The 11,638-nt window shown below is 58.3% G+C and carries 12 protein-coding genes; 5 read left to right on the forward strand and 7 right to left on the reverse strand.

What is annotated here, in order from left to right:
* Positions 1-52 precede the first annotated feature (52 nt).
* The 3 genes from HDE75_RS11330 (at position 53) to HDE75_RS11340 (ending at position 1,750) form a co-directional block, all read left to right on the forward strand.
* Entirely contained in the window at positions 53-340 is a 288-nt protein-coding gene (locus HDE75_RS11330; RefSeq protein WP_183677627.1) for a putative quinol monooxygenase, read from the forward strand.
* A 149-nt stretch (positions 341-489) separates the two neighbouring features.
* Positions 490-999 carry a hypothetical protein gene (locus HDE75_RS11335; protein ID WP_183677625.1) on the forward strand — a complete coding sequence of 170 codons (510 nt, stop codon included), beginning with the start codon at positions 490-492 and terminating at the stop codon, positions 997-999.
* 13 nt (positions 1,000-1,012) lie between these two features.
* Positions 1,013-1,750, forward strand: a complete 738-nt coding sequence (locus tag HDE75_RS11340; RefSeq protein WP_183677623.1) for a hypothetical protein — start codon at positions 1,013-1,015, stop codon at positions 1,748-1,750.
* Positions 1,751-1,774: 24 nt separating this feature from the next.
* Here the strand turns inward: HDE75_RS11340 and HDE75_RS11345 are convergent, their stop codons facing one another.
* From HDE75_RS11345 to folE2, 7 genes are all read right to left on the reverse strand, one after another.
* Positions 1,775-2,143, reverse strand: a complete 369-nt coding sequence (locus HDE75_RS11345; protein WP_183677622.1) for a helix-turn-helix domain-containing protein — start codon at positions 2,141-2,143, stop codon at positions 1,775-1,777.
* 13 nt (positions 2,144-2,156) lie between these two features.
* Positions 2,157-2,456 carry a type II toxin-antitoxin system HigB family toxin gene (locus HDE75_RS11350; RefSeq protein ID WP_183677620.1) on the reverse strand — a complete coding sequence of 100 codons (300 nt, stop codon included), beginning with the start codon at positions 2,454-2,456 and terminating at the stop codon, positions 2,157-2,159.
* 103 nt (positions 2,457-2,559) lie between these two features.
* The gene (locus HDE75_RS11355) at positions 2,560-3,264 is read right to left on the reverse strand and encodes a hypothetical protein (protein ID WP_183677618.1); all 705 of its coding nucleotides are present in this window, start codon (positions 3,262-3,264) and stop codon (positions 2,560-2,562) included.
* Positions 3,265-3,306: 42 nt separating this feature from the next.
* On the reverse strand, positions 3,307-5,787 hold the full coding sequence (locus HDE75_RS11360; RefSeq protein ID WP_183677616.1) for a penicillin-binding protein 1A: 2,481 nt from the start codon (positions 5,785-5,787) through the stop codon (positions 3,307-3,309).
* An 80-nt stretch (positions 5,788-5,867) separates the two neighbouring features.
* Positions 5,868-6,644 carry a class D beta-lactamase gene (blaOXA, locus tag HDE75_RS11365; RefSeq protein ID WP_183678120.1) on the reverse strand — a complete coding sequence of 259 codons (777 nt, stop codon included), beginning with the start codon at positions 6,642-6,644 and terminating at the stop codon, positions 5,868-5,870.
* Between the two features lie 171 nt (positions 6,645-6,815).
* Positions 6,816-6,986: a hypothetical protein gene (locus HDE75_RS11370; protein WP_183677615.1), complete on the reverse strand. Its 171-nt coding sequence runs from the start codon at positions 6,984-6,986 to the stop codon at positions 6,816-6,818.
* Between the two features lie 62 nt (positions 6,987-7,048).
* Positions 7,049-7,975, reverse strand: a complete 927-nt coding sequence (folE2, locus tag HDE75_RS11375; protein ID WP_183677614.1) for a GTP cyclohydrolase FolE2 — start codon at positions 7,973-7,975, stop codon at positions 7,049-7,051.
* A 368-nt stretch (positions 7,976-8,343) separates the two neighbouring features.
* On the opposite strand from folE2, the gene HDE75_RS11380 reads away from it, so the two are divergent.
* A complete protein-coding gene (locus tag HDE75_RS11380; protein ID WP_183677612.1) occupies positions 8,344-10,575 on the forward strand; it encodes an NADP-dependent isocitrate dehydrogenase in 2,232 nt (743 codons plus the stop codon).
* 407 nt (positions 10,576-10,982) lie between these two features.
* On the forward strand, positions 10,983-11,519 hold the full coding sequence (locus tag HDE75_RS11385; RefSeq protein WP_183677610.1) for a Csu type fimbrial protein: 537 nt from the start codon (positions 10,983-10,985) through the stop codon (positions 11,517-11,519).
* Positions 11,520-11,638 lie beyond the last annotated feature (119 nt).

The raw sequence follows: 11,638 nt of genomic DNA on the forward strand, positions 1-11,638 counted from the left end.
AAGCGCAAGATGCGCTAAGCTGTTCCAGCCCCATTACCTCATAAGGAATAGCATGACCCTGATCGTCGTTGCCACCATCGATGCACTTTCCGACCATATCGACGCCGTGCGCGCCGCCCTTGAAACCGTGGTGCCACCGAGCCGCGCGGAAAAAGAGTGCCTGCGCTATGAATTGCATGTCGACAACAAGATTCCCACCCGATTCATCATGCTGGAAGAATGGGCCGACAAGGCCGCCCTGACCGCCCATGAGGGTACGCCCCACTTCAAGGCGCTGGGCGCCGCCGTCGCTGGCAAAGTCAGCAAGGTAGACGTGGCCGAGTTGAGCAAGCTGAAGTAAAGATTGCCGGAAGACGCTAGCGTGTGGCCTGCCAAGAAAGTTGCCCTCTATAATATGGCAACTTTTTTTTGACGGCCAATTTAACAACAATAATGACTCCATTTTTTTTGCCGAAAGGCGCCGCAGCGGCAGCCGTTTTCAGTCTCTGCATGAATGCCTTCGCACAAACTCCCGCGCCCAATCTGGTGGGCGATTACAACCTGGCCTCGTCGACCACCGTGCCGGCCAGCACCTGGGGTTATTCCAAAGGGCGTATCTCGATCAAGCAGCTTGATGACAGACACTTGCTGATACTGTTCGCCTGTGAATGGAAACGCGAGCCGAAGGCTGTGTGTGGCGACCACTACTTTGCCCAGCAGCGCGACGACGGCCTGTATTTGCAGGACATGAATACGGACGCCCTGCGCCTGTATTTTGATCCAGCCACCCGCAAGCTCACCATCATTTCGCGCGGCTATGACGCCAAAGAAAGTGTGCGGCACGACATTTTCAGCGCTACCAGCGCGCCATTGACCGATACCGCCCTGTTGCGGCGCATGAAGCGAGAGCAAGCCAATGCCAGCGACAAGGAAAACCTGCGCGTCTTCGGGCCCTACCAAAAACGCGATTACCAGAACAACCGCATCGAGTTCCAGCGCCAGTCCATAACGACGCCTTGACAGTCCAGGTACGATGACATCCTCTCCTTTTCGGCGACAACTGCTGCGCCTGCTAGGCACCCTGCTCTGCTCACCGGTGCTGGTGCGGGCCGCCGAGCGCAGCTTGCCTGCTGCCGTGCGCAAGCGCATCGTGGCCACCCTGGCGGCGCCCTTGCCGAGCGTGCTCAATGTGCACCACCTGGCGCTGATACGGCGTTTCAATATCGGCTGGTCGCCGGTGGAAAGCGGCGCGCCCATGCTCAACCCGGCGCAGCCGCTCGGTGATAGTAACGGTGGCGACACTCTGGCGCTGGCCATGCAGATTATCGCCACCAAGGATGCAGCCCTGGCTGCCCAGCGCTTGATGGAAGCGGCGCAACTGCTGCCCCATTTCGTGCAGATGGCAAACCTGAAGCCCGGCAACTACGCCAACGGCAAGACGCCATTTACTTTCACCACGCGGCATCTGACCTTGCTGCGCCAGCAATCGTGGATGCCGCTGGAAATGCTGGGCATGGGGTCAGCCGAGGACTATCTGGCCGAAGGCTATTGGCCCACGCCATCCGTCGATGGCAAGCGGCCCTACGGCAATTTCACGAACTACCCCGTCGAAATGGCGCAAGCGCTGAACTTGCCTGTACGCCAGCAGGCAGACGGTACCTTGACCATCACGTCCAACCTGGAAGCGGAAATGGAAGCGCTGCATGAGCAGACAGAGGCGGCATTGCAAGTGTTTGTATGGCAAGCGGGGTTAATGCGTAATAAGGTGTGAAACGGCAAGCCGCTCTGGGCAAGGTCAGGCGGCTGCCCGCTTTTGCCGTATCAATACTTCCGCAGGGATACCCAGTTCCTCATGCAGGCGCCGTATCATGGGCAGGGTCAGTTGGCGCGTACCGTTGAGAATTTCATACACGCGGTTCAAACGGCCTATCATGGGTTCCAGATCCTTGGGCGCCAGGGATTTTTGTTCCATGCTGAACTTGATCGCATCAATAGGATCAGGAAATTCCATCACGAAATGACGCGTTTCATAAGCGTCGACCAAGGTGGCCAGCACGTCGAGCCGGTCGCCTTCGGGCGTGCCGAATTGCGCATTCATCAGCGATTCGACTTCGCGCAAGGCGGCCCGATAATCATCTTCAGTGCGCAGTGGTTTGATGTACATGATGGTGCCCTAGCTAAATTATCTGCGCAATAATCGCGTCATATTGCCGGTGCGTGCCAATAAACTTGATATACACGATGCCATAGGGGTAATTGATGGATGTGACAAGCCGGTATTTATTACCGGCAATATTGAACACCACTCTACCCTCTTTCAAGATACTCGCCGTACCGAAATCCGCCTTCACCGCAGCCGGATCGGGTAATGACACCCTGAGCACATGACTGTACCAAGCCAGCAGAGGCGCTTTTGAATCCGCATAGATTGCCTGACTATAAAAAGCAAGCAATGTTGGCTTGGCCAGGATACGCATACATTGATACTAGTCCCATCCTGGGACCAAGTCAACCTCAACCACCAAAGTGCCTATATCGACCGCCCGGCTACAGCCAGGATTGATTTATCCAGCGCACTCATCAATCAAGACCGCCTCTATTCAAAAAACTGAACATGCCATTGGCCTTCTTTATCAGCCGCGAAACTTCTGTCCAGCTTGTGACATAAGCACCAGACTTTTTTCTTCTATGAAATTTATCTTCGTCTTTGTCTGACCTGCTTGTTGCGACTTGGCAAAGGATCAGTTCGGGCTTGCCCGGATCTGCCTTCAGTGACAGCCATTCGCCGCCAAACTGCCTGGCCACCTCAAGGTCAAATGGCATCAGCGTCAAGTAAGCTGGCATATAGTATCCGCTCGGGAATTTGCAACGCATGCTGGCATCCTCGCCATTGCTCAAACCGTCGCTCAAAGCACGCTTTATATCCTTGGCTTCCCGCTCACTGCGATATGTCAGGAAGGCCAGATAGTTCATGCCAATATCGACTGTCGTCACCTTCGATGGAACAAAAAACACCACATCCCGTAGCGCAGCACCCTTCAGGCTATCCAGCACTTTCGCCGCATAGATAAAACCACAGGACTCCTGCCCGCCCTGCTCATCAATGATGACTGGGCGCGTGGACACAATCTTCAGTTTGGCTGTCATCGAAGAATGGCGCACCACCTCGCCCAAGCTCATGGTGCCATTTTCCACTCCCACCGGTATCAGCTCTTGCGCCGAGGACTGCATTGCACATAGCAATAACCATAAGGAAATATTCAATCTCAGCAAACCAAAAGACATTTCTTTCCTTCTCAAGATTTCATACGCTGGCAAGTAAAGCCATCAAGCTTGCGGTGCGGCTCCCGGCGCAGACTGCGGGGCCGGGACAGGCACTGGAGCAGGCGCCGCCTGCGGCGCCGGATTCCCATGCGTCTCCTGCCCATCCGCCCCTTCCGGCGGCATCGCCTGCGGCGCGGCCGGTGGAGCTGGCACACCTTCCTGCTGCAAGTCGCCCGGCTCTTCCACTGGCTCTTCCTGTGGCGCCTCGACCGGTTCTACATGGCGCAGCGGCGGTGGTGGCTTGCCGCCGGGGAAGATCGCGTCGCGCGACAGCTTGCCCGATTCCAGCGCTGTCTTGAAGAAGTCGCCCACCAGCAAGACGGCATTGTGGCCGCCCTGGCCCCAATAGTTGCTACGCATGGTGATGCGCGCATCGTTGAAGCCCACCCAGGCGCCACCCACCAGTTCCGGATGCATCATGATGAACCAGCCGTCGGCATTGTTTTGCGTGGTGCCGCTCTTGCCCGCCACGTCGGAGCGGATGCCGAAACGGTTGCGGATGGCCGTGCCCGTGCCGCGGTCGATGACGCCGCGCATCATGTCGGTCAGCATATTGGCCGATTTTTCCGTCATGGCGCGCTTGGGCTTGTCATCGCCGAAACGGGCGATGGTCTTGCCCGTGCGGTCGGTGATGTGCGTGACGACAAACGGCAGGCGCGCCTCGCCCTGGGCGGCGATGCTGGCGTAAGCGTTGACCATTTCCAGCAAGGTCACGGGACTGGTGCCCAGCGCCAGGGATGGCACCTGGGCCAGCTTGCTATCGCGCACGCCTAGGGCGCGCGCCAGTTTGATAATGTCCGGCAAGCCTACATCCTGCATCACTTGCGCAGTGATGGTGTTTTTTGAATACACCAGGCCATCGCGCATGGTCATGTCGCGCCCGGTGGTGCCGCTCATATCGGTTGGCCGCCATTTGCTGCCATCGGCTGCCTTGATATCCATCACGGCGTCGCGGTACACATGGTCGGGGCTGAGTCCCTTTTCGAGCGCCGCGCCATACACGATAGGCTTGAAGGTGGAACCGGGCTGGCGTGCCGCCTGGACCACGTGATCGAATTGTTCATGCGCAAAGTCGCGGCTGCCCACCCAGGCGCGCACGGCGCCGGTAGCAGGGTCCATGGCAACAAAGCCGGCTTGCAGGCGCGTCTTGGATTGATGCAAGGCCGCCATGAAGCTGCGGTCTTTTTTCAATCGGGCCAGCGCCTCGCCAGCTACGGCGCCATCGGCAACGGCCTTGCGGTATTCGGCGGACTCGCGCACCACCGCATCTTCCAGCGCCGGATGCGATTTCCAGAAATACTCAAACGCCGGGCTGCCAGCCTGCATGGCCGTGTACATGCCGGTCGAAGTGGACGACGGCATGCCGGCGCGGCTCCATTCCACATCGGCAATCGCCTGCAAGGCATTGGCCTGGCGCTCGACGGCGTGCTCGGCCGCCTGCTGCAAGCCATAATCGAGCGTGGTGTGCACCACCAGGCCATCGAGTTCCAGGTTGTAGTCGTTTTCATCGGCCCAATCGATCAGCCACTTGCGCACATAGGCCGTGAAATGGCTGTCCGATTGCGCGCGCTCGCTCTGGCGCTCGAAATGCAAACGCAGCGGCCGCTTGATCAGTTGCTGGTAGCGGGCCTCGTCAATCACATCGTATTTGCGCATCTGCCCCAGCACCACGTTGCGGCGCTGCAAGGATCGCTCGGGATTGCCGACCGGATTGTAGTAGTTCGTGCCCTTGAGCATGCCGACCAGGGTAGCGCTTTCCAGGATATCGAGACGGGCAGCGGGCTTGTCAAAATAAGTGCGGGCCGCCATTTCAATGCCGTAGGTGTTGTACAGGAAAGGCACCGTATTCAGATACGCTTCGAGGATATCCGTCTTGCTATAGGTCGCTTCGATCTTCAGCGCCGTGATCAATTCCTTGAGCTTGCGGTTCAGATTGCGCGAACGGCCTATTTCCTCGGGAAACATATTGCGCGCCAACTGCTGGGTGATGGTCGAGCCGCCCTGCGCATCGCCTTTCATGCTGTGCAGCATGGCGCCGGCCGTGCGCTTGAAATCGATGCCGTGGTGTTCGTAAAAGCGGCGGTCTTCCGTGGCAATCAGGGCGCTGACCACATTGGGCGAGATCTGGCTCAGGGTGACTCTTTCCTGCAAGCCCTGATCAAAACGCGCCAACTCCTTGCCATCGGCACTGACCATGGTGCTGGGCGCTGCCGCACGCGCCTGGCGCAGATCGTGGATGCTGGGAGTAAGAGGGATCAGCAGCAGCATGTAGGCGATCAGCAGCGCCAGCAAGGCCAGGCAAGACCACAACCCCAGCAGCAAGACCCGCCGCACGGGCGACAAGGTCAGCAAATGGCCGCGCTTGCGCGCATACAGCGCCAGCGTCCATGCGCTGCCGCGTGCGCCCCACTCCACGGCAACTATGCGCGCGCGTTGAGCCCAGCGGAGTGCCGCTGCCTGAAACTGTTCCATGCTTGAAGCCATGCTTGCTACCTTGTCTGATGCGGATTATCCGTTTCGGCAAGTATACAGGGCAGGCAAGCTGGCAGGATGAAAATCGAAGCTTACTGCTGCTGGGCTTTTTCTAGCATGGCCGGCAATTCCTTGAGCATGGCCTCGCGCGTGCGCAGGCCGGCCGACTGCTGGCCCTTTTGCTCGTCCTGCACCAGGCGCGCAAACACGATGGTGCGCTCACCCTTGGTGGCCCAGCCGACGAACCAGCCATAACCATGCGCTTCATCGAAACTGCCATCCGCCTTGCGCGGGAAAGCGGCGCCCGTCTTGCCGTGCAATTGCCAGCCTCCCGGCAAGTCGTCCAGGCGCGTGAGCTTGCTGGTCATCTCGATCGCCTGTTTGGATACGGGCAAATGGCCAATCACCAGCTTGCGCAAGAAACCCAGTTGCTCCAGCGGCGAAATTTTCAGGGAAGAGCTGATCCAGGAACGCTCCAGGCTATTGTTCTTGCCAGGGTCGCCCGACACATCGGCATTGCCATAGCTGAAAGCCTTGGCGTATTTCTGGAATTTTTCCTGGCCCAGCGCATGCGCTACCTGCTGCGAGTACCAGACCACGGAATACTGCATCCAGCGCGATGGATCGGTATCCTGGCGCCACGGCGCACCACCCCAATCTACATAGCCTTCGCGAAATGGCAGGCTGGGCGTATGTTCATCCTTGAGGAAACCGGCGTCATAGCCCATCAGGCTGATGGCGATCTTGAAGGTGGATGCGGGCGTGACCCGGTCCACGCAATTGCCTTCTTCCAGCAGTACCGAACCGGATTGGGCGTCAACCATGGCCGTGCACAGGGTGGCGGCCTGGGTATGCCCGGCAAACAGCATCGCCGCGGCAAGGCCCGCTGCCGTACGTACTACAGTGGGGAGTAAGCGTGTATATGTCATGGGCAGTTTTGAAAGCGTGTCCATCAAAATGGCAGAATTAAAATTGTAATGGCCTGCGGCCGACAACACCAGCAATGTTGCACTTTTATGGTGCGGGCAAGCCGCAGGCATTTAGCGGGGCGCCTTGCCCGGCGCCGGCACGCGCTCCCTTTTCAAATGCTCCTCTTCCAGCTCGTCCATGCCCAACTTTTCCTCATCGATCAAGACATGTTCGCGCCGTTCGCGCTCGAGTTCTTCCTCCAGCGCTTCATCGATGTCCGTCCGCCCGGTTTTCTCTGCCATGATCCACCTCCCATAAACAAGTGGATAAAGTGTAGTCCCTTTATATGACGAACGGGTGACTGTCAGGCGATCAGTGCGCCGGCTTGCGCCACAGCATCGTGCGGGTGCAGGCTTTCCAGATGCCGTACTTGCACTTGCACGCCCGCATAACGGGGCGCCAGCGCCGCCTGCACGCGCCGCGCCGCGTCTTCCACATACATCAGGTTCTGACCATTCAGGCGTGCAAAGCCCTGCTCGTCAGCCCGCTTGACGGCAGTTTGCAACGGCGTGGCCAGCGCCGCCTCGACCGCATCGATCAAACCGAACAGGCCCAGCGGTCCATCGCCCTGCAAGGCCACCGTCACGGCAGCCACGCTGCGCTGGCTGTGCGGCGTAGCCAGGCTGCCATGCTCGCGCAGCCAGGCCTGGGCTGCCGCACCATCGATGCTGCCCGTGCCAAACTGCGCCGCAAAACCGTCGGCCAGCAATTGCCGCGCCAATGCCGCCGAGCATGGGCAGGTCGATGAATACCCCACTTCCACGTTGACCTCCAGGCTAAAGCCGCGTGGCGACAATTGCGCCTGCAGCCGCACGGGATAGGATTTCCAGCCGGCCAGCCCCGCCGTCAGCAAGGCTGGCTGGCGCCGCAACAACGGAAAGACCAGCGCCAGCCGTGCCCGCGTGGCGCTGCAATCGGCATGGCTATCGACCATGCGCAGCAGCAAATCATGCAGCGCGGCAGCGCCCAGGCTTTGCTTTGCTGCAAACTCATCAAGCAGCAGATACAGCCGCGACATATGGATGCCCTTGACTTTCGGGTCGGGCAAATCGACTTGCACATCGGCCCAGGCGTGCACCTGCTGCACCGTGCTTCCCGCCGCGCCCTCCTCAATCAGTTGTAGCGGCAAGGCGATGCCCTGCATGCCGACCCAGTCCAGCGGCAATTGATTGCCACCATAGCCGCCGGCGGCGACGTCGGGCAGCGGTGTGTTGAGATGATCGCGTTTCATACCTAATTTCCTCGATGGCAAGATGGCCCGATATGATGCAGAAGTCCCATCGCAATTGCAAGTCAATTGCATTAATAATGAATTTAGGCGATTGTTTGCAGCTCCTAAGACTCATATAAGATGTCTTATATATGATTGACATTTCATAATTTAGGCATAGAGTGGTCGGACAGTCTAAAATAGAGATTGGCTGAAGCAGGCGCCAGCGCCCGCACACCACGCATCCAATGCAAGCAAGATAATGATTGTGTTTGGAATAGCAACACCTGGCTCTGCCAGTTGTGACAATGAATGAAGCAAAACGGAAGTAAGGGTAGCAAGTTAACCGCCGGGAACTACCGGGCACCACCGCATACGAGGAAATGAACATGGCAACACAAAAATCAAAAATCATCTATACGCTGACTGACGAAGCGCCATTGCTGGCGACCTATTCCCTGCTGCCTATCATCAAGAAGTTCACCGCACCAGCAGGCGTAGACGTGGTTGCCAGCGATATTTCGGTGGCGTCGCGCGTACTGGCCGAATTTCCTGAATACCTGACGGACGAGCAAAAAGTACCGAATACTTTGGCCGAACTGGGCGCACTGACCCAGAACCCAGACACCAACATCATCAAGCTGCCGAACATCAGCGCTTCCGTTTCGCAACTGATGGCTTGCGTACGCGAACTGCAAAGCCGCGGCTACAAGCTGCCAGACTATCCGGAAGACGCAAAAACCGACGAAGACAAAGCTCTCAAGGCACGTTACGGCAAATGCATCGGCAGCTCGGTCAACCCGGTCCTGCGTGAAGGCAACTCCGATCGCCGCGCGCCAAAAGCGGTGAAAGAGTTTGCACGCAAGCATCCGCATTCGATGGGCGAGTGGAGCCAGGCTTCGCGCACCCACGTTTCGCACATGCACCACGGCGACTTCTACCACGGCGAAAAATCGCTGACCCTGGAAAGCGCGCGCGATGTCAAGATGGAACTGATCACCGCTTCGGGCAAAACCATCGTACTGAAACCGAAGGTCTCGCTGCAAGCCGGCGAAATCATCGACAGCATGTTCATGAGCAAAAAAGCGCTGCTCGAGTTCTATGAAAAAGAACTGGAAGATGCACACAAGACGGGCGTGATGTTCTCGCTGCACGTCAAGGCGACCATGATGAAGGTGTCACACCCTATCGTGTTCGGCCATTGCGTGCGCATTTTCTACAAGGACGCGTTCGCCAAGCACGCTGCGCTGTTCGAAGAACTGGGCGTGAACGTCAACAACGGCATGGTCAATCTGTACGACAAGATTGAAACCCTGCCAGCGTCGCAAAAAGATGAAATCCTGAAAGACCTGCACGCTTGCCACGCCAACCGTCCTGAACTGGCGATGGTCGATTCGGCCAAGGGCATCACCAACTTCCATTCGCCGAACGACATCATCGTCGACGCATCGATGCCAGCCATGATCCGTATCGGCGGCAAGATGTGGGGCGCCGATGGCCGTCCGAAAGATGTCAAGGCAGTCATGCCAGAGAGCACCTTTGCCCGCATCTACCAGGAAATGATCAACTTCTGCAAATGGCATGGCAACTTCGACCCGCGTACCATGGGTACCGTGCCGAACGTGGGCCTGATGGCGCAGCAAGCGGAAGAATACGGTTCGCACGACAAGACGTTTGAAGTGTCGGAAGCCGGCGTTGCCAACATCACCGACCTGGTAACAGGCGAAGTGCTGCTGTCGCAAAACGTGGAAGAAGGCGATATCTGGCGCATGTGCCAAGTCAAGGATGCACCGATCCGCGACTGGGTCAAGCTGGCCGTTACCCGCGCCCGCAACTCCGGCATGCCTGCCGTGTTCTGGCTGGACCCATACCGTCCACACGAAAACGAAGTGATCAAGAAGGTACAAACCTACCTGAAAGACCACGACACCAACGGCCTGGACATCCAGATCATGTCGCAAGTACGCGCCATGCGCTACACCCTGGAACGTGCATGGCGCGGCCTGGACACCATCTCGGTGACCGGCAACATCCTGCGCGACTACCTGACCGACCTGTTCCCGATCATGGAACTGGGCACCAGCGCCAAGATGCTGTCGATCGTGCCGCTGATGGCCGGTGGCGGCATGTACGAAACGGGCGCCGGCGGTTCGGCGCCTAAACACGTCAAGCAACTGGTGGAGGAAAACCATCTGCGCTGGGATTCGCTGGGCGAGTTCCTGGCGCTGGCCGTGTCGCTGGAAGACATGGGCATCAAGACCGGCAACGCGAAAGCCAAGCTGCTGGCCAAGACCCTGGACGAAGCCACCGGCAAGCTGCTGGACAACAACAAGTCGCCATCGCCACGCACCGGTGAACTCGACAACCGCGGCAGCCACTTCTACCTGGCCCTGTACTGGGCACAGGCCCTGGCAGCCCAAACGGACGACGCGGAACTGCAAGCGCACTTCGCGCCATTGGCGAAGGCTTTGTCGGAAAACGAAGCGAAGATCGTTGAAGAGCTGAAAGCGGTACAAGGCCAGGCAACGGATATCGGTGGCTACTACTACCCTGATCCAGCCAAGACCGACGCCGTCATGCGTCCTAGCGCCAGCCTGAACGCAGCGCTGTCGACCATCTAAGGATGAGCCCAGCCGGCGGCAACGCCGGCTCTGCGGCAATCCCTGCAACAAAAACGCCATGACCCACTGTTCCCAGTGGGCCATGGCGCCCTTCCCTGCCAGTTTTATCGCGCGGCAACACCATTCCTCACTCGATCAAAACAGCGCTTGTGTTAGCTGACACACAGAGCACGCGTCTTTTTTTACATTCTTCGCCCGCTTCAAAGGTGCTTTCGCCGCTAGCAAAAGCAGCAATTTTTCATATCGCTAATAATCCAGACATAGATTGACTCAAAGCAATTTGAGTTATCCGAATGATATCTTAAATGTGGAAGGACGCAGGGCAGCGCCAGCAATGCTGCGGCATCCCATCGCGGCCTTGTACCTGGAAACGTCGATTCATGATCCCCCATCATCAGGAGGCCATAATGTTACCGTTGCGCATAAAACTCTCCCGCTTGTCCGCCATCGCTGCGCTGTCCCTGCTGGGCGCCACCGCCACCATCCCCGTCGGCGCCGCCGTGTACAGTACCGGCACCGGTACAGGACCATTCGATGTCACCCTGAAAATCATCGCCAATTGCACTATTTCAGCAGCCCCGCTGGACTTTGGCGAAGCCCAGGGCTTGCTGTCCACACCCCTCAACGTCAACACAACGGTCAGCGTCACCTGCACCAACACCACCCCCTACAACGTGGGCTTGAACGCCGGCACCGGCACCGGCTCCACCATTGCCACCCGCTACATGAGCGCCGCCACCAGCGGCAATACGGGCACCGTGCAATTCAACCTGTACCAGACCTCGGGCGCCACCAACTGGGGCAACACCCAGGGCACCGACACCGTCGCCGGCATCGGTAGCGGCTCGGCGCAAGCGATCACCGTCTACGGCAACGTCCCGGCACAAAACACACCAGCGCCAGACACCTACAAATCGACGATTACGGCAACCGTGTATTTCTAGGCCGCCCGGACAGATCGTGTTCTTAGCCAGCCTGCCATGCGGTGGGCTGCAGCTCCTTGATACGCTGTTCTGTATGGTACACCATGCAGTCGAGATAAATTGCAGCTGCTGCAGCACCG

This window comes from Janthinobacterium silvisoli, assembly GCF_014200725.1.
GTDB lineage: Bacteria > Pseudomonadota > Gammaproteobacteria > Burkholderiales > Burkholderiaceae_D > Janthinobacterium.

Coding starts and splice junctions, on each gene's coding strand:
- HDE75_RS11370 (WP_183677615.1), bottom strand. CDS start 6,986: ATGGCAGAGAAAACCGGGCGGACGGACATCGATGAAGCGCTGGAGGAA.
- HDE75_RS11340 (WP_183677623.1), top strand. CDS start 1,013: ATGACATCCTCTCCTTTTCGGCGACAACTGCTGCGCCTGCTAGGCACC.
- HDE75_RS11345 (WP_183677622.1), bottom strand. CDS start 2,143: ATGTACATCAAACCACTGCGCACTGAAGATGATTATCGGGCCGCCTTG.
- HDE75_RS11360 (WP_183677616.1), bottom strand. CDS start 5,787: ATGGCTTCAAGCATGGAACAGTTTCAGGCAGCGGCACTCCGCTGGGCT.
- HDE75_RS11335 (WP_183677625.1), top strand. CDS start 490: ATGAATGCCTTCGCACAAACTCCCGCGCCCAATCTGGTGGGCGATTAC.
- HDE75_RS11355 (WP_183677618.1), bottom strand. CDS start 3,264: ATGTCTTTTGGTTTGCTGAGATTGAATATTTCCTTATGGTTATTGCTA.
- HDE75_RS11350 (WP_183677620.1), bottom strand. CDS start 2,456: ATGCGTATCCTGGCCAAGCCAACATTGCTTGCTTTTTATAGTCAGGCA.
- folE2 (WP_183677614.1), bottom strand. CDS start 7,975: ATGAAACGCGATCATCTCAACACACCGCTGCCCGACGTCGCCGCCGGC.
- HDE75_RS11380 (WP_183677612.1), top strand. CDS start 8,344: ATGGCAACACAAAAATCAAAAATCATCTATACGCTGACTGACGAAGCG.
- blaOXA (WP_183678120.1), bottom strand. CDS start 6,644: ATGCTGTTTGCCGGGCATACCCAGGCCGCCACCCTGTGCACGGCCATG.
- HDE75_RS11330 (WP_183677627.1), top strand. CDS start 53: ATGACCCTGATCGTCGTTGCCACCATCGATGCACTTTCCGACCATATC.
- HDE75_RS11385 (WP_183677610.1), top strand. CDS start 10,983: ATGTTACCGTTGCGCATAAAACTCTCCCGCTTGTCCGCCATCGCTGCG.